Origin of the sequence: Roseateles sp. NT4 (assembly GCF_051857475.1) — a bacterium.
Lineage (GTDB): Bacteria > Pseudomonadota > Gammaproteobacteria > Burkholderiales > Burkholderiaceae_C > Pelomonas.
In genome coordinates, this window is record NZ_JBPZGZ010000001.1 from 1,991,786 (window position 1) to 2,012,046 (window position 20,261).

The following is a 20,261-nucleotide window of genomic DNA, read 5'->3' on the forward strand; positions in this document are numbered from 1 at the left end:
GCCATGCATCTGCTGCTCATCGAAGACGACCTGGACCTCGGCCGCAGCCTGCAGGCCGCCTTCCGCCAGCAGGGCTTCAGCTGTGAATGGCTGCGCCGCGCGCAGGACGCGCCCGTGCAGCTGGCCGACATTGCCGCCGACTGCGTGCTGCTGGACCTCGGCCTGCCCGACGGCAGCGGCTTCGAACTGCTGGCCCGCTGGCGCCGCGCCGACGCCGCCACCCCCGTCATCGTCATCACCGCCCGTACCGCGCTGGAAGACCGCTTGGCCGGCCTCGACGGTGGCGCCGACGACTTCGTGCTCAAGCCTTTCGCCATCCCCGAGCTGGTCTCGCGCATCCACGCCGTGGTGCGCCGCAGCGCCCGCCAGGCCCACGAGAGCTGGCAGTTCGGCGACCTCGTCATCGAGCCGCGCAGCCATGCCGTGCGACTGGCCGGCGAGGCACTGGCGCTGACGGGCCGCGAGTTCCAGCTCCTCATCGAACTGGCCCGCGAGCCCGGCGCCGTCGTTGCCAAGGGCCGCATCGCCCAGCGCCTCGAACCCCTGGGCGAGGCGGTCGACGCCGCGACGCTGGAGATGCATGTCAGCAATCTGCGCAGGAAGATCGGCGCCGAGCGCATCCGCACCGTGCGTGGCATCGGCTACCAGCTCGTCGCGTGAAAGCCCTGCTGCAACCGCTGTGGCGGCCCACGCTGCTGCGCCGCGTGCTCGGCGCCCTGCTGCTGGCCTTTGCCCTTGTCGCCATGGCCCTGCTGGCCCTGGACTTTGTCGAGTTCAAGCGCGGCATGGACGAGCGCCCCGGCGTCCAGACCCTGGCCGACGCCATTGCCGCCTCGCTGGCCGAGGTTGCCGATGCGCGCGACGCGACCCTCGTCGTCCAGGCCCGCGCCCGTGAGCTGAACCGGCTGCGTCGCGACGGCGGCGTGCTGAAGGGCGACGTCGAATTCAGCCTGACGGCCGGCGATGGCCGGGCCGTGTTCGCCACACCCGGCGCCGCTGCCATGACCGAGGCAACGCATTGGATAGGCCGCGCACGGGCCGGCCCCTGGCGCCTCCAGCTCGCCGAGCCGCGCGTCGGCGACGCCACCGTGCTGGGTTGGCTGGGCAGCGAGCTGGCGGGGTCGCTGCTGCTGGCCTTCCCCCTCGTACTGCTGCCGATCTGGATTGCCGTGCGGCGTGGCATGAAGCCGCTGAACCGGCTCGCCGATACCGTCGCCCGGCGCGACGCGCAGGACCTGTCGCCGCTGGGCTTCACGCCGCAGCATGAGGAACTCAAGCCGCTGGCCGCCGCCTTCGACGACCTGCTCGCCCGATTGCGCGCCCAGCTGCAGCGCGAACGCGCCTTCGTGCAGGACGCGGCCCACGAACTGCGCACGCCCATGGCCGTGGTTGCGACCCAGGCCCATCTGCTGGCCCATGCCGCCGACGCCGACGAACGCCGGCAGGCCGCGGCGGCCCTCGACGCCGCCCTGCAGCGCGCCGCCCACCTGAGCCGCCAGCTGCTGACCTTGGCCACGCTGGACGAAGGCCGCAGCGCGCCGGCAGAGCCCATCGACGTCGCGGGCCTCGTTGAGCAGGCGCTGGCCCGAGCCGCGCCTCGCGCCCTCGATCTGGGCCTCGATCTGTCCCTCGAAGCGCCTCCCGCCCTGTCCGCCCACCTGGACCGCATGGCCTTCGAGTCGGTGCTGAACAACCTCGTCGACAACGCGCTGCGCTATGTGCCGCGCGGCGGGCGCATCGCCGTCACGCTGCAAGGCGGCACGAGCGCCTGGAGGCTGCGCGTCGCCGATGACGGCCCCGGCATCCCGCGCGAGCAGCGCGAAGCCGCCTTCGAGCGCTTCTGGCGCGGCGCCGCGGGCGGCGACGTCAGCGGCACCGGCCTGGGCCTGGCCATCACCCGCCGCGCCGCGCTGCGGCTGGGCGGCCGCATCCATATCGAAGACGGCCTGGACGGGCGCGGCTGCGCCTTCGTTTTCGAGCGCGGCACTTCACGCTGAGCTCATATTGGCCTCACCGGCGGTCTGCAGACTGCGAACCGGGCAGTTTGCGGAGGCATGACATGGCTGATGAACCTGATGACAGCTACTGGATCGAGATCGTCGATGGCGAGGGCGTGTTTCCGTCCAAGCGGCTGGGTCCCTATGCCAACGCGCGCCTGGCGGACCGGGCCGGCCGCGGTGCGCTGCGCGTGCTGAATGCGAGACGCTACGGCGTCGTCGTGTTGTCCCAACACGAACAGCAAGCCCGTCGGCAAAACGCCGAGATCGCCGGTTGACGTGCGCCACGCGCCGCTGGCAGACTTGCGCCCTTCCTCAACCCAGCCACGCGGGAGATGACCATGGAACGAGCAGATCGTGTCGCCTTCTTCAAGTCGGCTGCGCTGGACGTCCAGCACCACTGAAACTGCGCCAGACCCTGCGTTCATCGCAGGTTCCTTGCGAGTCCATTGATCGCCGCGTCAACCGCGGCCGGCTCCCCCTCCCCTTCTGACCCTTGCGCCACTGCGCAGGGGACGGGTCCGCGCACGCGCGGACGAGCCAACTCTTTGGACTCCCATGATCGACATCGAATTCGAGGCGCTGCGCGCTCTCGGCCTCACGCCCGCCATCGCCAGCCAGGCGGCACAACTCAACACCTCTGAACCGGGCCTGCGTCTGGCCCGCGTCATCGAAGTCCAGCGTGACCGCTTCACGCTGGACGACGGCCGCATCGAACACACGGCACGCGAACGGCCCCGGCTGGTGCAGCAGCTGCAGGCCCAGGGCCAGCAGCTGACCATCGGCGACTGGATCAGCCTGCACATCGACACCCACGGCCAGGCCTGGATCGTCGACCGGCTGGACCCCGTCACCCAGATCGCGCGGCGCGCCAACGACGGGCGGCGCCAGCCGCTCGCCAGCAATGTGGACGCGGCCCTGCTGGTGATGGGCCTGGACGCCGACTTCAACGCCCGCCGCATGGAGCGCTATATCGCCATGGTGCGCGCCTGCGATGTGGCCCCGGTCGTCGTGCTGACCAAGCTCGACATCGCGCCCGATGCCAAGGCGCGGGTCGCCGAGATGTATGCCCGCCTGCCCGCCACCGTGCCGGTGCTGCCGGTCAACGGCCTGTCGCGCCAGACCTGCACGGACATCGGCCCCTGGCTGCATGCGGGCCAGACCCTGGTGCTGCTCGGCTCGTCGGGCGCTGGCAAGTCGACCCTCATCAACACCCTGGCCCAGGCCGGGCAGCTGACGGGCGGCGTGCGCAGCAGCGACGGCCGCGGCCGCCATACGACGACGGCACGCTCGCTTCATCGCTGCCCGGTCGGTGCCTGCATCATCGACACGCCGGGCCTGCGCACCTTCCGACCCGACGCCGATGCCGAGACACTCGCAGCCACCTTCGACGACGTGCAGGCCCTGGCCCGGCAATGCCGCTTCCGCGACTGCCGCCACGACAACGAGCCCGGCTGTGCCGTGCGTGCGCATGTCGCCGCCGACCGCATCGAGAACTACCAGAAGCTGATGCGCGACGCGCAGCGCGTCGACATGACGGCGCTGGAGCGCATCGAGCAGCGCAACAAATGGAAGGCCATCGGCAAGGCCGGCAGCCAGCGGGCCCGGGAGAAGCGCACATGAGGGCCGACAACTGCCACAGCTGCTTCGCTGCTGTCTGGCAGTCTTCACCTCGCCCGTTCTGCCCGACTCCCCGATCATTCAGCTCTGCCGCCGACCGCGGGCGGCGAGGCCTGCCAAGGAGGGGTTCATGCAGAAGATCAGGCGTCTGTCTCTCATCCTCGTCGCCGCCCTGGTGGCGGGCTGTGCTCACGGGCCGGGCTCGCCCGAGCCCATGCCTCAGGTCAGCTACGCCAGCGAGGCCGAGCTGCGCCTGGGCGCGCAGGCCGTGGCCGAGGCCTTCGCGGCCGAGGTGGCCAAGGCCCGCGGCGGCATGCTCGCCGCGACGCCGGCCATCGAGGTGCGCAACACTCCCCAGCTCATCTTCTTCAATGCGGCGTCCAACACCATCGTGCTGCCCTGGTGGGACAGCCAGCCTCCGGAGATGCGCGCAATCTTTCGCCAGTTCGCCGACGGCACCGACGCCGGCGCCGAGCGGCTGTTCCGCGCCTTCTTCAACAGCTTCCTGATCGCCCACGAGGCCGGCCACTGGTTCCAGAACAACGCCAGCCGGCGCGAGCCCACGCTCTACGGCAACGAGAACAACGCCAACCGTCTGGCCGTGGCCTTCTGGCGCACCCAGCCGGGCGGCGAGCGCTATCTGGCCCAGCTCGAAAAGCTCGCTGCCGATGCAGCGGCTCATCTGCCCAACCCGACACCGGCGGGCGAGGACCCGGTCGCCTACTTCGGCGCCAACTACCGAGCCCTGGCCCGCGAGCCGCTCAAGTATGGCTACTACCAGTTCCAGTTCATGGCCGAGGCGCTGAGGGACAGGCGGCAGTTGGACTTTGCGCAGATGGTGAAACAGCCGGCGGAGCGCTGAGGAGCGGTCTGCTTTGCAGCGGTTGCCGCCATTCAACCTCGAGCCTTAGCGGACCGCCGGATGGCCCAAAGCGGTCAACCGCGAGACATGCCCGGAGCCGTATGCCACATGGCAACAACCGCTCCGCAGCGGTCTCAGGTCTCGCCCGGCCCGGTAGGCAGCGGGTCCGGCATCAGCACCTCGCCGTTCGGGCCCCAGTCGACCTGGGTGATTCCCGGCTCCAGCGCTTCCAGCCGGCGCCGTTCCAGCTCGTAGGCGCTGGGCATCGCGCTGGGGTCGAACGCCAGCGCGGCCTGCAGGTCGGCGAGCAGCTGCGCTTCGTTCCACGGCTTGGGGATGAAGCGGAACACGCCGGCGCGGTTCACCGCGGCCAGCAGCGTGCCGAAGTCGGCCGCGGCGCTGAGCATCAGGCGCACTGCACGCGGGTCCAGCTCGCGGGCCTGGGCGAGCAGGCTCACGCCGTCCAGGCCCGGCATGCGGTAGTCGCTGATCAGCACGTCGAAGCGCTCGTGCTGCAGGCGCTGCAGGGCCTGCAGCGGATCGCTGCACAGCACCACGCTGAGCTGCTGCGGCGTGAACCGCCGCTGCAGCAGGCGGCGCAGCGCCTGCAACACCGGCGCCTCGTCGTCGACGATGAGCAGGCGCTTCATCGCCCGCCCTCCTGCGGCGGCTGGATGGACAGCAGCAGTCTCAGGCCATGCTTGCGCTCGAAGCCCTGGATGCGCTCGATCAAGTCGTCGCCGAGCCGCTGGCCGGCCGACAGCAGCAGCACGCCCTCGGGCGACATGAAGTCCTTCGCGAGAACTTGCCCGGCGCGCAGCTCCGCGGTGGGCAGGCGCAGCATCGCGGGCTTGGGCCGGGCCGGTACGCCCGAGAACAGGCTGATGAAAGCATCGACGACGCCCGGATCGAACTGGCTGCCGCGGCCGGCAATCACCGCCTGGCGGGCCTCGAAGGGGCTCAGGGCCAGGCCGTCGATGTGGCCGCTGCGCAGGTCCTCGTAGGCATCGGCCACCGCCAGGATGCGGGCGCCGAGCGGGATGGACGTGCCGCGCAGGCCGTCGGGGAAGCCTTGCCCGTCCCAGCGCTCGTGGTGGGCGCGGATCAGCGGCGCCACGCCCTGCATGTCGTCGCTGGCCAGCAGGGCCTGCTCGCCGAGCACGGGGTGCAGGCGGTAGCGGCGTAGCTCGTCGCGGTCGAGCTTGTTCAGCGGCCGCGCCAGCACGGCGTCGCTGAGGCCGATGTGGCCGATGTCGTGCAGCAGCGCGGCGATCGGCAGATCGTGCGCGGTGTTGGCGTCAAGCGTCATCGCCTGCGCGATGCGCCGCGTCAGGTCGGCGACCTGGCGCGCGTGGCCGACCTGGGCGCGGTCGCGCAGCTCGATCAGCGCGGTGAAGGCCTTGATCGACGTCAGGTAGTTGCGCTTGAGCCGGTCGTTGGCAGCGGCCAGCTCCTCGGTGCGCGAGGCGACGCGGATCTCCAGGCTCGAGTTCAGCGTCTTCAACTCGTGGTTCTGCTGTTGCGTGAGCCGCTCCAGCGCCCGCTTGTCGGTTTCGAGCTGCTGGATCTCGGCGACCTGCCTCAGCGTCAGCAGCAGCTCGTCGTCGTTCCAGGGCTTGGCGATGTAGCGGTGCACGCGGCCGTGGTTGATGGCGGCGATGGTCGAGCCCAGGTCGGCCTGGCCGGTCAGCAGCAGGCGCGCGGTGTGCGGCCAGCCCTGGCTGACGCGTTCGAGCAGCTGCACGCCGTCCATACCCGGCATGCGCATGTCCGACAGCACGGCGTTGACGGGCTCGCTGGTGAGCAGGGCCAGCGCCTCCTCGGCGTTCGCTGCGGTCAGGACGCGCCAGCCGGTGCTGCGGAACAGCCGCCGCAGCGCGGCCAGGATGTTGGGCTCGTCGTCGACCGCGAGCAGGGTCCAGGGTGTCGTGTCGGCGCTCATGCCGCGCCCCCCACGGTGTTGGGGCGCCGCACGGGCAAGGTGACGCGGAAGCACGAGCCGCGGCCCGGCTCGCTGCGCACATCGATGCGGCCCTGGTGCTTCTGCACGATGCCGTAGGCCAGCGACAAGCCCAGGCCGGTGCCGCGGCCGACCGGCTTGGTCGTGAAGAAGGGGTCGAAGATGCGCGTCAGGTGTTCGGGTGCGATGCCGCAGCCGTCGTCCTCGACCTCGACCCAGACCTTGTCCCCGGCGTCGCCGCTGCGCACGACGATCAGGCCGCGCTCGGGGCCGATCGCGTGGGCCGCGTTCACGAGCAGGTTCAGGAACACCTGGTTCAGCTCCGAGGGCAGGCATTGGATGTCGGGCAGATCGCCGTACTCGCGCTTCACGTCGGCCCGGTACTTGATCTCGTTGGCGACGATGTTCAGCGTCGAGTCGATGCCCTGGTGCAGCGAGGCCCAGACCCATTCCTGGTGGGTGTCGACGCGCGAGAAGTCCTTCAGGTCCTGGACGATCTGGCGCACCCGGGAGAGGCCTTCCTTCGACTCGCCCATCAGCATCGGGATGTCCTGCTTCAGGTAGTCGAGTTCGACCCGCTCGCGCAGGGCCGCGAGCTGCTCGGCGACGGCGCTGCCGGCCAGCGCGACTTCAGCCTGCTCGTAGGCTTCGAGCATCTCGAACAGGCGCTCGAGATAGGCCTGCAGCGTGCCGAAGTTGGAGAACACATAGCCGATCGGGTTGTTGATCTCGTGCGCCACTCCAGCGGCGAGCTGGCCGATCGAGGCCAGCCGTTCGGCCTGCAGCAACTGGTCATGCGCGCTGCGCAGGCTGTCGTTCAGCGCGCGCAGCTCCTGGTTGGCGCGTTGCAGCGAGAGGAGTTCGGAGTCGGTCATGGGGGTCCTTCAGTGAAGCAGCGCCTCGCAGATGGCCTCGAACTGGGCCTCGGTGTGCGCAAACACCCGCTGGCAGGCGGCGTCGTCCAGGCCGCAAGCGGCCCAGGTCGGCAGCGCCAGGTCTGGAACCGCCTCGTCGCCATCGCCGGCCAGTCCCAGCGCGTGGGCGATAGCGTCGGCGACATGGGCGACTCCGGTCAGCGTCAGCCCGGCCGTGGCCGGCGGTGCGTGGTGCTCGCGGATGGCGTCGACGATGGCCGGCGAGAAGTTCCAATGCCCGGCGATCAGCCCGCCCACCTCGGCGTGATCGATGCCGAGCACGGCGCGCTCGGCGTCGTCGGCGGGGCAGTCCTGCTCGCGCCGCCAGCGTTCGACCTCGGCATAGGCCGGCGCGAATGCGCTGGCCAGGGCCAGCCGCCCGATGTCGTGCAGCAGCCCGACCGTGAAGGCCAGGTCGGCGTCGTCGCGCCCCAGTTCGTTGGCCAGCGCCTGAGCGCTCAGCGCACTGGCCAGCGAGTGGCGCCAGAAGGCGTTGTGGTCGAAGTCGGCGGGGCGGCGGAAGCTGCCGGCCAGGCCCGCGGCCGTGACGACCCCGCGCACGGTGCGCAGGCCCAGCACGCCGATCGCCTCGGCCACCGACCCGACCCGCCGGCCGCGGCCGTAGAACGACGAGTTGGCCAGGCGCAGCGTCTTGGCGGCCAGGGCCTGGTCCTGCGAGATCTTGGTCGCGAACCGCTCGGCGCTGAGCCCTTCCTGGCCCAGCGACTCGACCAGTTCGAGCACCAGCGACGGCAGCGGCGGCAGGTCGCGCAGCGCGGCGAGCAGCTCGTCGCGGGTGATTGCTTGCGAGGCCGTGCTCATTGCGGCGACTCCTGGCGGTAGCGCCGCACCGGATGCAGCAGCGGGTGCACCCGCCCGTCGCGCAGGCTGTGGCGGAACAGCTGCGCCAGCGCCGCCGGCTCCACCGGTTTTTTTTCGGGGATGTTTGGACTGCTCATTTCGAAGCCTCGGTTTGTGGCAACAGCACCAGCAAGCGGCCGCGTGCGTTGCCGTCCAACAGGCGGCTGATCGCCCACCAGCGGCGCCCGGCCAGCGTGACCAACATGGCGGTGCCTTCCAGCGCCTGCCGCAGGCTGGGCGCCAGCTGCTCGCCGGCCGGCTCACCCAGCCGCTCGCCGGCCAGCCCGCACAGCGCACGGGCCGGCGCATTGGCGAACACCAGCAGGCCCTCGTCGTCGACGCCGAGCATCGGCACGGGCATGGCATCCAGCAGCTCCTGCGCCGCCTCGCGGCTGCCGACCTCGCGCAGGTTCTGCTCGCGCTGGGCGCTCAGCAGCGTCTGCAGGCGCCGGTTCAGCTCGGCCAGCTCGCGGTTGGCGGCCTGCACTTCCAGACCGAGGCGGCGGTTCTGGTCGGTCATCTCCTTCATCGCGAAGGCCTCGCGCAGATGGGCGCGGAGCTGCTCGTCGTCCCAGGGCTTGGCGAGGAACTTGTAGATCGCGCCCTCGTTGATCGCGTCGGTGATCGACTGCAGCTCGGTGTAGCCCGACAGCACCAGACGGATCGTCTCCGGGTAGAGCTGGCGAGTCCGGCGCAGCAGCTCGACGCCGGTCATACCGGGCATGCGCTGGTCGGACAGGATGACGTCGATCTCGTGCCGCGCCATCAGCTCGAGCGCCTGCTCGGCGCTGCCGGCGCAGAGCACCAGCCAGCCTTCGGCGCGCAGCAGCCGGCGCAGCGCGGCGAGGATGTTCTCCTCGTCGTCAACCAGCAGCAGGGTGCGCTGCCGCGAACGCCGGCCGATCAGCGCCGCGTCGATCTGCCGGCCCTGGCGCAGCATGGCCTCGACGGCGTCTGCCGGCACCGGGGCGCTGAACCAGTAGCCCTGCATCTGGTCGCACTGGCTGGCCGCCAGCAGCGCCGCCTGGCCCTCGCTTTCGACCCCCTCGGCCAGCACCTTCATCTGCAGCTGCTGGGCCATCGTGATGATGGCGCGCGTGATCGACACCGCTTCGGCCGGGGCGCTGACGTCGGGCACCAGCGAGCGGTCGATCTTGACCACGTCCACCGGCAACCGGCGCAGATAGCTCAGGCTGGAATAGCCGGTGCCGAAGTCGTCGAGCGAAACCTCGACGCCGAGCGCGCGCAGCGCGTTCAGGTGCTGCACCGCCTGGTCGAAGTTGGCGATCAGCATGCTCTCGGTGACCTCGACGCCGAAGCGCCGCGGGTCGAGGCCGCTGGCGGCGAGCAGGGCCTCGATGCGCCGTGTCAGGTCGGGCTGCAGCAGCTGGCGCGCCGACAGATTGACCGCCATGCGCAGCGGCGGCAGCCCAGCGCGCTGCCAGCTCGCCGCCTGCTCGATGGCGCGGCGCAGCACCCAGTCGCCGATGGGAACGATCAGACCGGTCTCCTCGGCGATGGGAATGAATCGATCCGGTGCGATGGCCCCCAGCGTCGGGTGCCGCCAGCGCAGCAACGCCTCGACACCGACGATGCGGCCATGGCCCAGGTCGAGCTGCGGCTGGTAGTGCAGTTCGAGCTGGTCGTCGCGCAGCGCCCGGCGCAGCGCAGTCTCCAGCGCCAGCCGCTCGGGGTCGTCGTCATGCGGCGAACCCGCGTAGACGCTGGCCTGGTTGCGCCCCAGCAGCCGGGCCCGGTGCAGCGCGGCGTTGGCGCGACGCACCAGGGTGTCGGCATGCTCACCGTCTGCGGGTGCCGAGGCAATGCCGATGCTGCAGGTGATGTGAATCTCGTGCCCGTCGATGAGCATCGGCCGGGCGATGGCATTCAGCAGCGTCTGCGCCGTATCCAGCGCCGGAACCGAAGGGGCCGGCATCACGACCACGAACTCGTCGCCCCCGCGCCGCGCCACCAGGTCGATGCTGCGCACGGTGGCGGCGATGCGCTGGGCCGCTTCGCGCAGCACCGCGTCGCCGATAGGTGTGCCGAGGCCGTCGTTGATGCGCTTGAAACGGTCGATCTCCAGCAAGAGCACCCCGGTTTCGGCACCGGTCTGCAAGATCGCGCCCAGCCGCTCGTAAAGCAATTGGCGGTTCGGCAGCCCCGTCAGCTCATCGAACTGCAGCAGTTGCTGGATTCGGCGTTCGGCGGCGCGGCGTTCGCGCAGGTCGTCGACGCTGACATGGGCAAAGATCTCGTCGCCACTGCTCACCAGGCTGACGGAGACATCGACCGGAATCTCATGGCCGTCGGGGTGGCGTAGGCTGGTCTCGAAGCGCAAGGCACCGCGCTCGCACATCTCGCGCCAGCGCAGCGGCCACTGCGTCTCGTCGACCTGGGTGTCGACGTCGCTTACGCGCAGCCGCAGCAGCTGCTCGCGCGTCAGGCCCAGCAGCCGGCAGGCGGCGGCGTTGGCATCTCGGAAGGCCCCGTCCGGCCCGACCTGCATCAACGCATCGTGAGCCTGCTCGACGGCGTTGCGGGTCAGCAGCAGCTGGCGCTGCGCCTGGTCACGCTCGCTGACGTCGCGTGCGGACGGGATCAGCCAGAGCACGCGTCCGTCCGGGCCGAACAGCGGCAGCAAGGAGAAATCCATGGCCAGCGTGGCGCCGCTGGCGGTGGTGATGCGCACGTCGAAGCGCGAGGCTTCGCCGCGCGCCGCGCTGGCCAGCGCCTGCCGCACGCGCCGCTGCGACAACTCGCAGCCCTGCCACCAGGGCGTGGCGTCGAAGAGGCGGCCGATCACCTGCTCCGGCGTGCTGCCGATGGCCTGCAGCGCGGCCTGGTTGGCGTAGCACAGCCTGCCGTCGACATCGAGCAGGCCGGCAAAGACGGAGGGGCCCAACCTGTCCATCACCTCGTGCAGGGACAGTTCGGGACTGGATGCGGGGTGGCTGGCCGGCACCAGCGTCAGCGCGGTATGGCGGTACGGCATACGCGAGGCAGGGTGGTTGTGCACATGCCTTCACTCTGCCCGGCGGCCTGCGCCGGTGGCGTGAGCAGTTGCGGCCACCGACGACCGGATCAGACCAGAGCAGGCGTGGGCTTTCCTGCGCGCGCGGCGTCGTCGACCAGGCGCGCCAGCGTGCGCATGGCGCGTTCGAGCGTGCCGTCCCACGGCTGCCCGCATGTCAGCCGGATGTGGTGCTGGAACTCGGCGCGTGCCGAGAACATCGGCCCTGGGGCTAGGCTGATGCGCTGTGCCAGCGCGGCGCGGTGCAGCGCCATCACGTCGACGCTGCCGGGCAGTTCGACCCAGACGAAGTAGCCGCCGGCCGGCCGCGCCACGCGCGTCCCGTCGGGGAAGTGCCGGCTCGCGGCATCGAACAGGCTGTTGCGCTGCGCCTGCAGCGACTCGCGCAGGCTGCGCAGGTGGCGGTCGTAGCCGCCTTCCTGCAGGTACTCGGCCAGCGCCGCCTGCACCGGGATGGAGCCAGACAGGCTGGTCATCAGCTTCAACCGCTCGACCTCGCGCGCCAGCCGGCCGGGCGCGGCCCAGCCGACGCGGTAGCCCGGCGCCAGGCATTTCGAGAACGACGAGCAGTGCAGCACCAGGCCGCGGCGGTCGAAGGCCTTGGCCGGCAGCGGCGCCACCTGGCCCTCGTAGAGCTCGGCATAGACGTCGTCCTCGATCAGCGGCACGTCGTGGCGGGCCAGCAGCTCGACGAGGTCGCGCTTCTTCGCTTCGGGCATCAGACTACCGAGCGGGTTCTGGAAGCTCGTCATCAACCAGCAGGCCCTGGGGCGGTAGAGCTTCAGCACCTGCGCCAGGCGGCCGAGATCGATACCCTCGCGCACATGCGTGGGCACCTCGATGGCGTGCAGGCCCAGGCGCTGCAGCGCCTGCAGCGCCATGTAGAAGGTCGGCGACTCGACCACCACCGCATCACCCGGCCGTGTCACGGCGTTGAGGCACAGGTTCAGCGCCTCCATCGCGCCGTGGGTCAGCACGATCTCGTCGGTGGCCACGGTCATGCCCTGGCGCAGGTAGCGCTTGGCGATCTCGCGCTTGAGCCGCAGGTTGCCCGGCGGCAGGTCCTCGACCATGCTCCAGGGTTCGAGCCGCCGCGTGCTCGACACCAGCGCGCGGCGCAGCCGATCCAGCGGAAACAAGGTCGGGCTCGGGAAGGCCGAACCGAAGGGCACGATGTCGCGCGCACGGGCCGCGCCGAGGCAGGTGTAGACCAGGTCGTTGACCTCGACCGGCTGCGAGCCCGATTGCGGCTCCGAGGTCTTAGGCTCGGCGAGCAGCACGCCACCCGCGCGCGCGGCGACGAAATAGCCCGAGCGCGGCACGGCGCGCACGAGGCCCCGGGACTCGAGCAGGTAGTAGGCCTGGAACACCGTGCTGGGGCTCACGCCCCGGCTGGCGCAGGCCTGGCGTACGGACGGCAGGCGGTCCCCCGGCCGCAGCACGCCGGCAGCGATCTGCTGTTCGAGTTCGCGGGCGAGCAGTTCGAACCTCGTGGAGGCGGCGGTGGAGCGATCACGCATCGTGTCGGCACCGCGCCTCGGTCGACTGCCGGCTGGGTGGGGTGGCGTAGGGGCAGTCTAGGGCTTGGGCGCGGCGATGCAAGCACCGACAGCTGTCGGAGGTCAGCACCGGCTCGAAAGCAGACGGCCACTTCGCTCCATCCAAGCGACTGCAATCAGCCGATTCTGTTGAAAAACTCGGTTGAGGAAGACCTTCGAGCTGAGCTGATTTACCGGGCGCAGATCACGGATCAAACGTGCTTGGCCTTCAGCGCCACGTAAAGGGTCTCAGGCGCGACCGCCGTAGCGCTTGGCCCGGCGGGCCGTCCTGGTAGACGCGACGAACTTCTAGGCCCGAATCGCACCGTCGATCTCGTCAAATCCGAGTTTTTCAACAGAATCGGCTGGTTGCTGTCGTCCGCGGCAGGACCGCGAGCGGCCGCTCTACGTTCGGAAGCGGAACTACCGCGGATCAGGTGGCTCTACGTTGAAGCTGAGCCGCGAGCGGCGGCCTGCCGACGCGAGTCGGCTCGAGCGACTGGTTAGGCCCCTGGCCTCGCTCAGGTTGACGGGAATATGTCATCTCGCTCCGAGTATGGCTGCGCGTCGATTTCTATGAACGCGGACTTGTACGGGCCCCAGCCCATGTACTCGTAGTATTTCGTCATCGCCTCTAGAGCACTGTCAGCCTCGACAGTCCAGACAAGCCGAGCATCTGGCTCTAGCAGAGCACGACTTCTCTCTCCGGCCGGTCCAGCTAGGCAGAACGTCTGACCAGACGCATAGGTCCAGAGCTCGTGGAGCATTCGTTGGGGCCTAACGTGGAAGCTCAGCGGACGGCGAAGCCGTCCGCTGCAGCGAAAGGTTGAGCATCGCGCGGAAGCGCCGCCCCGAATGGATAGCCCAAGAGCAATGCTTCCATGAAATCGCCAAAGCCGCCATTGAATCGGTACAGCCGGTCATCGGGATCAGTGAACGCGAAGTACGCGCCATCGTCGTTGACGAGCAGGATCATGTGGTCATGGTGCGCCGTTGCAAACGCTTCGCAGTTTCCAACCAGGCTCTGCCATGGCGCGACTATCGCGGCGACTTCGGGGCGAGCTGCGCGGTAGAAGTCGATATCGCTTGCAGCTTGCTGCGTACCCGGGCCGCATTGCCCCACATGCAGACCGGAAAACTGAGCCAGGATCGCTGCCACAAACGCCTCTGCGGACTGGCATTCGTCTGACTGATCAAGATACGAACAGCGTGTCCAGCCGGCGGCTGCAAATGTGGATTCAATCGTCTGGGGAATGTCGCCCATCGTCTTGGTGATGCTCAACGTTGGCGCTCAGCGGGCGGCGGAGCCGTCCGCTGGAGCAACGGGTTGAACAGCATGCTCAAGCAACCTGTACTCCACAGCAGCGCCAACCGCGCAGATTACGTTGTGATGCGTTTCGCAGACTAGCCAACTGAGGTCCTTTGCGATCAGGTAGTACTCGAAGCCGTAGCACTCGCCGATGATCTTTGACGCTACCTCAGCGGACATCTCGAACACTGGGTACTGAGGCAATTGATCGTCTTCAGCGATGAACCAGACGGGTTCCGAGGGTCTCGGGACGATTCTTGGAAGCTTACGCCAGCCATCCCCAGCAACGAACGGCAGCGAAACACCTGGCTCTTTGAATGCCTCCCACCACCACCGCCGGTCATCGGACCCGACGAACCGCTTCAGCGCAGCCCTGTAGACACGCTCGCTGTCTTCAGCAGGAAGACGGACAACTGCAGCGGGATCAAGGTCGAGCCGCTCCGCGGCGCTCGCGATTTCGTGGGCGATCGATTGCATATCAGTGCAGTGCTGATGCCGTTCAACGTTCGCGCTCAGCGGGCGGCGAAGCCGTCCGCTGAAGCAAAGGGTTGAGCGTCCTCGGCCGAACGAGCAGTCTGCAAACCTCATAGTGAAAAGTCCTCTACAGCAACGAGTCGCCAACTCCTACCCCAGCGGGCGAATGTGAATGTCATCGCATACACATCCGAATCAGGCACCTGGAATTTCACCGCGCAGCGGCCCGTTCCGACGTTTGCAATGGTTCGCTCAAGCCTGAGGCTAGCCTGCTTGCCAGGGGATGGAAAAGACTCGTACTTCTCAGCACTAGGACGATCAAGTCGAAGCGTCTTCTGCTTTAAGTTTGGGTCGTCGTGATCTGGATATGAATAGAGCAGGGGGAACTTTGTGTGCTTGGCCTGATCAATCTCGGCACGCTCGAATCGCCCCAGAAACTCCGTGAATTGAGCCGCGCAAATCGGCACGCAATGCGCCGAGGCGTGAAGCAGGAAGGCGGCTAGAGCGATAGAGAGCCGTTTCATCGTGGACGCTCAACGTTTGACATGAGGGGTGACCGACCGGCGCAGCCGGTTGGGCATCTCCTCGATGAAGTGGTTAGACGTCATCTCCTTGTGCATAAGTGCATTCGGAATAACGACTCCCCGAAGAACAGGCGACCTCTGCTCGACGACCCGGAAGCCGAACTTCTCGAAGAACGGCTGGGCGGTTCGACTGACGTCGGATGAAAGTAGGGAAAGCCCACTATTGCGCGCCACTTCATGTAGATGCGTCATCAGCATACTGCCGACGCCGCGCCCGGCATGCCCCAAGCTGACGAAGAAGTGGTCGATGTAGCCACTGGCTTGCACGTCGGCGTACGCCACGACTTCGCCATCGTGCTCAACGACAAACGGCTGGATTCCATGCATCCGCCGTGACCACAGGTCTTGGTCGAGGTTCACAGGCGCCCAGGCTTCGATCTGTTCCGTCGAGTAGTCCTTGCTCGCTAGCCCGTGAATCGAAGAGTGAAACACGGCATGCAAGGCGCGCTCTTCACCTGATCGAAAGGGACGAATAAGCACAGCGCTCCCCACTGACGTCTAACGTTGGACTTGACAGGCGCGCGCGACGGCCGCGACCGGAGAGAGCGAACGCACCCGCGCGTCCGTGTCGAAGGACCTGTTATGCCGTATGGCCACTACCGTCCGCCTTCTCTGCTCGCGCTGTCCAATGCGCGTATCCACCAGGCAACCAGTTGCGGCGGCGCACCGGCTTGAGTAAGTGGTGTGCCTCCTCAACGAAAGCGTCGATTCCAAACCGGCGGACGTATTCGTGCACATAACGCTCAACCCGACGAGCCATGATGCGCTTTGCGACGCCAGATGTATTTCTAAGCCGAACCGAACAGCTGCGGATGACCCCACGGAACCTCTCGGGCTGCATGCGAGCCAGACGGCCTGGATAGTGCTTTGGATGTCCCGGCACCACGCTGTACTTACGTTGCGGCATAACGTTTGCGCTCAGCGGGCGGCGGAGCCGTCCGCTGCAGCAATAGGTTGGGTATCGCTTTCGACATTGTGAGTGCCCTGCCACGAGCGAACTCGAACCTGTGTGTAGGAGACCTTGACCGGCGGCGCGAGCGGAGCACCGGGTAGATGCTGAGCGCAGACCTTGCAATGTTCCTCTTGCCACCACGACGCAACCGCAATTTTCTCAGCGAGGAGGTCGCGTACGTAGAGCGAGGCGGACTCGTGTATTGAATCTCCTGGTTCAGGATTCCAACGCTCAAAATGCGTGTGGTAGTAGTCGAAGTCAATGGTGACCTCTTCATCCCAGGTGCTTATACGCAGTGGCAGAGTCGCCGCCGCGCCTTCTGGCGCGGGCACTTGGACGACGAAGTACGGATCGCTGTCTTTCCACCGTTCTTCGCTGGAGTAGCGCACCCACTCCGGATATGCGGCAAGGACTTCTTCACGGATGCGGCAGGAGAACGGTGTCATGGCGACGCTCAACGTGCGAGTTCAGCGGACCAGCCAGCGCAGCTGGCGCAGGTCCGCTGCAATGAAGGGTTGGACGTCATCTTGGTCGAAGTGTGACGACTTCCGAGCCGAAGTCCGTGTTGATCCGTAGTTCAGAGAAGACTCCGTTGTATTGATTGAGCAGCTCCTGCAACTTCGACAGCGCTGTTGGCGGAAACCGGAAGCTTTCGTAGACCAAGATCACTGGATTCTTGGTCGAGAACGAGTCGTCAACAAGCCAATAGTCGCCTTCGCCAAAGGCGTCAGCTCGGCCAAAGTCACTGAGCACCTGACCGATTTCGACATACGCCTCGCTCTGCCGCGACGCGTGCGGGTTGTTGTGCGAAAGAACAAGTGTGTTGTAGCGATCAACGAATTCCCGGACCTTCGTCAAGCTGACCCCAAACTCGGCAGCCTCATCTGCAAGAAGTTGAGGAGCAAGTTCTTCACTTAGCTCTACCGTACCGTCGAGCCACGGAGCCGCATTCACCAGGCGGGTTGCGAACTCGCGCGGCAAGTCAGCGTCTGCAACTGCGACTTCTATGAGGCTCTCGCGGTGACCCTTCATGACGTTCAACGTTGAAATTCATCGGACGCCGAAGGCGGTCCGATGCAATGACCGGTTATGGCTCGTTGCGCGCAATGCGAGCCAGAAGGCCAAGCCGCTAATCAAACCCCAAGCTCCAAAGAATAGGACACCCTGCCCGTACTGCAACCATCCGGCGGTCGTTGGGTTGCCGTCAATCATTGTTTGCACGCCATCAAAGGTGGCACTTGTCTTGAGGTCGGCATACCGCAGCGGCCAAGACCAGATTGCCGTTGGTGCCGCGCCAAGCAAGAAGCTGCTTGCAAGAATTGACCACCAACGCACCGCATTACGCCATCGCAAAAGTGCGTAGGCAGGGAGGCCGAGCAATACGACATGCGCCGAGGAAATCATGGCGAACAGACCCAGAACGCCTTTGGTTCGGACCCAGATGTACGGATCGTCAGAAGGAAACATGCTGAACTGGCCATACAGATACCAGAGCGTCATGAGAGTTGCCGGAACAATCGCCGCCACGATAAACGCGAGCACTATCTTCATGAGCTATAACGCTCGCGCTCAGCGAGCGGCGAAGCCGTCCGCTGCAGAAAAAGGTTAGACATTGGACTTCACCAAGCGGTACCGGACGCTGGCTCCTGATTTGCGCTTGGCACTTACAACGTCCCCTTGAATTTTTGGCGTCCCAAGTTCCTCCACCCCTTGCTGCCCGGGTGACTCCGAGATGACGAGAGACTGGCCCTCGACTCGCCAGTAGAAGAGCGGCGCGGTAACAGCACCACCCTTTGTTCCGAAGGTTGCGGCGGCAAGACCTTGCTCGGCAAACGCGTAGGTCTCAATTTTCGAGTCGTCAATTAGATCCAGCGTCTTGCCTTGGAGCCCCAATGCCGACCAGTCCGTTGGTTTTCCTTCCTGGGTAGGGGAGCACCCCACGAGGAATGCCGCGGCGGCCAATGGCAGGAGGATTGAGCGCATGTGCATCTGGGAAGTAGAAATGTCTAACATTGAAGCTGAGCCGCGAGCGGCGGCCTGCCGACGCGAGTCGGCTCGAGCGACTGGTTAGGCCTGAACATGCCCACTACTTAACCTGCGCCGGCGGAAGCAACCAATTCACTAGCGGCGGCTTGTCGATTGCGTACCAGCCGATGCATGCCGCCACGAGAAGGCCAAGAGAAATCGCCAGCGCGTTATTTCGAGGCTGTCTGGTCAGTTGCCACATCGCCGCGAACCCCGCAATAGCTATTGGCAAGAGTGTGCCAAGGACCATTGGGCTTAGGTAGAGCATTGATCGCAGGACCGAGGTCGACTGCTTCAAGATGAAGTTCGCCACCATTACGCCAATAGAAAGACTGAGTCCAGCGGCCAAGCACGCAACTATCCGCGAAGGGCGATTCATGGATTTAAGGCCTAACTAGTTATATACCGACAGGAAGTGTCGGATAACACGGGAGGCCGCGCGCTAACCGCGGCGGCGAGAGGCGCCTAAGCTCTTGTCGCATCAAATCCTCCTCCCTCTTGACTGTTTATTTATACAGTATTATTTTCGACGGCAAAAGCCGCGCCCGTTACATCTGTCCTGGCGGGTCTGCGCGGCACCTCCCAGGAGGAAGGCTTGCCGTCATGTTGCCATCGCCCTCAAGTCGTAGCGCATCCCGGGGAACCCTACGTCCACAGCCGGTTATCGAGCTCCCGCCACTTCGCTCGGTACGACTTTTGGATCAGATTCGCGAGCGTTGCCGGCTGGTTCACTACAGTCTGCAGACGGAGCGGGCCTATGTGTACTGGGCGCGCGCGTTCATTCGCTATCACGGGCTCAAGCATCCCTCTGAGATGGGCGGCGCAGAAGTCGAGGCGTTCTTGACGCACCTGGCAGCTGAGCGTCAGCTGTCACCGTCCAGCCAGCGACATTCGCACCGTGCAGGAACTCCTGGGCCACGCGGATGTGGCAACGACGATGATCTACACCCACGTGTTGCGGATGGGTGGTGGCGCAGTGCGCAGCCCGTTGGACTCATTGACCAGTGTTGAGGCGCCGCAAAGCAGTCGTTGGTGAACTTCAGCAATCAGCCTGAACCTGCCGTCTGATGGGCCCAACCGGGTCTAGGTCGGCTTCGCAGCGGAAGCGGACGCTACCCGCCCACGCGAATGCCCGGGTCGCCGTCGGACATTCTGACCTTCGCGCAGTTCCGCGGCGGCTTCTTGGTTCGCACACTACCGTCGGCCTGGGGAGCAATGAGCGTCTGCGGCGCCGGCATCCCAGCGCTGCATACCCGGCCGGCGTCAGCGCCCCCTGCCGCGACGTGGACAATTTGGTGGCTCAGGAGTTCGCAGCGTTCTCCGAAACGCGCGAAGACGTGGGAGGACCATGTGTACCCGCCATCGCCTCCTGAGGCCTCTAACCACGCCATGTAGGCGCCCTTGGCAAGGCGGTAAACGCCCAGCACTTGCCAATTGCCGTAGTCGTGCGATCCCGGTCGCACCGTGATCGGAATCTGGCACTGCGGCACCGTGCTTCTGGGATCAAAGAGCGACAAGCGCGCGTTGGTAAGGCCTTCGGCCGGAATCACCGCGACGAGCAAAGCAAGGTTGCGCGGTCCGTTGCCTGTGTTAATCAGAAACGTGTTTTTGGCGCCCGACGATGAGCTCAAGTACCCAACACCGGCTACGAAGACTGTTTGTGGTGCCGGCTGACCAGGAGGCCAGTCAGCCTGGTAGCGGTCAATGTCGCGCGGATTCGCCAGCACCACGCTGTGCGACACCGGCGAGAGCTCACTGCCTTCGAGCGTCCAGATGCGGTCCTTGAAATCGGGCCGAACGATGGGCTCGGCGATGTTGATGCCCAGTTGCTCAACCTGCGGCGCCGCCTTGACCGAGGTCAGCGCCATGAGGATGGTGAGGCCGATACCGATTAAGGCCGGGCGCATGAGCTGGGCTTTCATAGTGGATCTTGGGGTTGATGAACTCGAACATTGCGCGACTATTTTCCAGCTCAAAGTTCGTCGCCGGACGGCTTCGCTGCGAATGGCAGCTCACAGCCGATTCTGTTGAAAAACCCGATGGCAATCTGCGTCTGCTGACCTAAGTTCTTGCATCGCGGCGGCGGAGGGCAAGCAGATGATGGGTCAGAGCGGCGGCACGCAGGATCGAC

Annotated in this window: 22 protein-coding genes and 1 pseudogene; 7 read left to right on the top strand and 16 right to left on the bottom strand. The window is 66.5% G+C overall.

What is annotated here, in order from left to right:
• The first annotated feature begins 3 nt into the window (after positions 1-3).
• From ACS5PN_RS09395 to ACS5PN_RS09415, 5 genes are all read left to right on the top strand, one after another.
• Positions 4-660 carry a response regulator gene (locus ACS5PN_RS09395; protein WP_439463654.1) on the top strand — a complete coding sequence of 219 codons (657 nt, stop codon included), beginning with the start codon at positions 4-6 and terminating at the stop codon, positions 658-660.
• On the top strand, positions 657-1,997 hold the full coding sequence (locus ACS5PN_RS09400) for a HAMP domain-containing sensor histidine kinase (RefSeq protein WP_439463655.1): 1,341 nt from the start codon (positions 657-659) through the stop codon (positions 1,995-1,997). Before ACS5PN_RS09395 ends, ACS5PN_RS09400 begins: the two co-directional genes overlap by 4 nt.
• A gap of 62 nt (positions 1,998-2,059) precedes the next feature.
• Positions 2,060-2,275: a hypothetical protein gene (locus ACS5PN_RS09405; protein ID WP_439463656.1), complete on the top strand. Its 216-nt coding sequence runs from the start codon at positions 2,060-2,062 to the stop codon at positions 2,273-2,275.
• Positions 2,276-2,555: 280 nt separating this feature from the next.
• Positions 2,556-3,620, top strand: a complete 1,065-nt coding sequence (rsgA, locus tag ACS5PN_RS09410) for a ribosome small subunit-dependent GTPase A (protein WP_439463657.1) — start codon at positions 2,556-2,558, stop codon at positions 3,618-3,620.
• Positions 3,621-3,747: 127 nt separating this feature from the next.
• The gene (locus ACS5PN_RS09415) at positions 3,748-4,479 is read left to right on the top strand and encodes a hypothetical protein (RefSeq protein ID WP_439463658.1); all 732 of its coding nucleotides are present in this window, start codon (positions 3,748-3,750) and stop codon (positions 4,477-4,479) included.
• A gap of 134 nt (positions 4,480-4,613) precedes the next feature.
• On the opposite strand, the gene ACS5PN_RS09420 is transcribed toward ACS5PN_RS09415, so the two are convergent.
• The 15 genes from ACS5PN_RS09420 to ACS5PN_RS09490 all read right to left on the bottom strand — a co-directional run bounded on the left by ACS5PN_RS09420 (position 4,614) and on the right by ACS5PN_RS09490 (position 18,088).
• A complete protein-coding gene (locus ACS5PN_RS09420) occupies positions 4,614-5,129 on the bottom strand; it encodes a response regulator (RefSeq protein WP_439463659.1) in 516 nt (171 codons plus the stop codon).
• Positions 5,126-6,421, bottom strand: a complete 1,296-nt coding sequence (locus ACS5PN_RS09425) for an HD domain-containing phosphohydrolase (RefSeq protein WP_439463660.1) — start codon at positions 6,419-6,421, stop codon at positions 5,126-5,128. The genes ACS5PN_RS09420 and ACS5PN_RS09425 overlap by 4 nt, the downstream gene beginning before the upstream one ends.
• Positions 6,418-7,314 (bottom strand): ATP-binding protein, encoded by an 897-nt coding sequence (locus ACS5PN_RS09430; RefSeq protein ID WP_439463661.1) that lies wholly within the window; start codon positions 7,312-7,314, stop codon positions 6,418-6,420. The genes ACS5PN_RS09425 and ACS5PN_RS09430 overlap by 4 nt, the downstream gene beginning before the upstream one ends.
• A 9-nt stretch (positions 7,315-7,323) precedes the next feature.
• On the bottom strand, positions 7,324-8,175 hold the full coding sequence (locus ACS5PN_RS09435) for an HDOD domain-containing protein (protein ID WP_439463662.1): 852 nt from the start codon (positions 8,173-8,175) through the stop codon (positions 7,324-7,326).
• Entirely contained in the window at positions 8,172-8,312 is a 141-nt protein-coding gene (locus ACS5PN_RS09440; protein WP_439463663.1) for a hypothetical protein, read from the bottom strand. Before ACS5PN_RS09440 ends, ACS5PN_RS09435 begins: the two co-directional genes overlap by 4 nt.
• The gene (locus ACS5PN_RS09445) at positions 8,309-11,209 is read right to left on the bottom strand and encodes an EAL domain-containing protein (RefSeq protein WP_439463664.1); all 2,901 of its coding nucleotides are present in this window, start codon (positions 11,207-11,209) and stop codon (positions 8,309-8,311) included. Before ACS5PN_RS09445 ends, ACS5PN_RS09440 begins: the two co-directional genes overlap by 4 nt.
• A gap of 89 nt (positions 11,210-11,298) precedes the next feature.
• Positions 11,299-12,768 carry a PLP-dependent aminotransferase family protein gene (locus ACS5PN_RS09450; protein ID WP_439463665.1) on the bottom strand — a complete coding sequence of 490 codons (1,470 nt, stop codon included), beginning with the start codon at positions 12,766-12,768 and terminating at the stop codon, positions 11,299-11,301.
• Between the two features lie 808 nt (positions 12,769-13,576).
• Positions 13,577-14,068: a hypothetical protein gene (locus tag ACS5PN_RS09455; protein ID WP_439463666.1), complete on the bottom strand. Its 492-nt coding sequence runs from the start codon at positions 14,066-14,068 to the stop codon at positions 13,577-13,579.
• A gap of 9 nt (positions 14,069-14,077) precedes the next feature.
• Positions 14,078-14,572, bottom strand: a complete 495-nt coding sequence (locus ACS5PN_RS09460; protein WP_439463667.1) for a DUF6756 family protein — start codon at positions 14,570-14,572, stop codon at positions 14,078-14,080.
• Between the two features lie 107 nt (positions 14,573-14,679).
• Positions 14,680-15,093 carry a hypothetical protein gene (locus tag ACS5PN_RS09465; protein WP_439463668.1) on the bottom strand — a complete coding sequence of 138 codons (414 nt, stop codon included), beginning with the start codon at positions 15,091-15,093 and terminating at the stop codon, positions 14,680-14,682.
• A 9-nt stretch (positions 15,094-15,102) separates the two neighbouring features.
• Complete coding sequence (locus tag ACS5PN_RS09470; protein WP_439463712.1) at positions 15,103-15,585, bottom strand: GNAT family N-acetyltransferase; 483 nt, start codon at positions 15,583-15,585, stop codon at positions 15,103-15,105.
• A 486-nt stretch (positions 15,586-16,071) separates the two neighbouring features.
• Positions 16,072-16,551 (bottom strand): hypothetical protein, encoded by a 480-nt coding sequence (locus ACS5PN_RS09475; RefSeq protein ID WP_439463669.1) that lies wholly within the window; start codon positions 16,549-16,551, stop codon positions 16,072-16,074.
• Positions 16,552-16,627: 76 nt separating this feature from the next.
• Positions 16,628-17,146, bottom strand: coding sequence for a hypothetical protein (locus ACS5PN_RS09480; RefSeq protein WP_439463670.1), 519 nt, complete (start codon positions 17,144-17,146; stop codon positions 16,628-16,630).
• A 9-nt stretch (positions 17,147-17,155) separates the two neighbouring features.
• The gene (locus tag ACS5PN_RS09485; protein ID WP_439463671.1) at positions 17,156-17,656 is read right to left on the bottom strand and encodes a hypothetical protein; all 501 of its coding nucleotides are present in this window, start codon (positions 17,654-17,656) and stop codon (positions 17,156-17,158) included.
• A 54-nt stretch (positions 17,657-17,710) separates the two neighbouring features.
• Positions 17,711-18,088 (bottom strand): hypothetical protein, encoded by a 378-nt coding sequence (locus ACS5PN_RS09490; protein ID WP_439463672.1) that lies wholly within the window; start codon positions 18,086-18,088, stop codon positions 17,711-17,713.
• Positions 18,089-18,733: 645 nt separating this feature from the next.
• On the opposite strand from ACS5PN_RS09490, the pseudogene ACS5PN_RS09495 reads away from it, so the two are divergent.
• Together ACS5PN_RS09495 and ACS5PN_RS09500 are read left to right on the top strand one after the other, a co-directional pair.
• Positions 18,734-18,973 (top strand): annotated as a pseudogene (locus ACS5PN_RS09495) (phage integrase N-terminal SAM-like domain-containing protein); the annotation flags it as partial.
• Positions 18,974-19,028: 55 nt separating this feature from the next.
• The gene (locus ACS5PN_RS09500) at positions 19,029-19,166 is read left to right on the top strand and encodes an integrase (RefSeq protein WP_439463673.1); all 138 of its coding nucleotides are present in this window, start codon (positions 19,029-19,031) and stop codon (positions 19,164-19,166) included.
• Positions 19,167-19,242: 76 nt separating this feature from the next.
• Here the strand turns inward: ACS5PN_RS09500 and ACS5PN_RS09505 are convergent, their stop codons facing one another.
• A complete protein-coding gene (locus ACS5PN_RS09505; protein ID WP_439463674.1) occupies positions 19,243-20,052 on the bottom strand; it encodes a hypothetical protein in 810 nt (269 codons plus the stop codon).
• Positions 20,053-20,261: the final 209 nt, after the last annotated feature.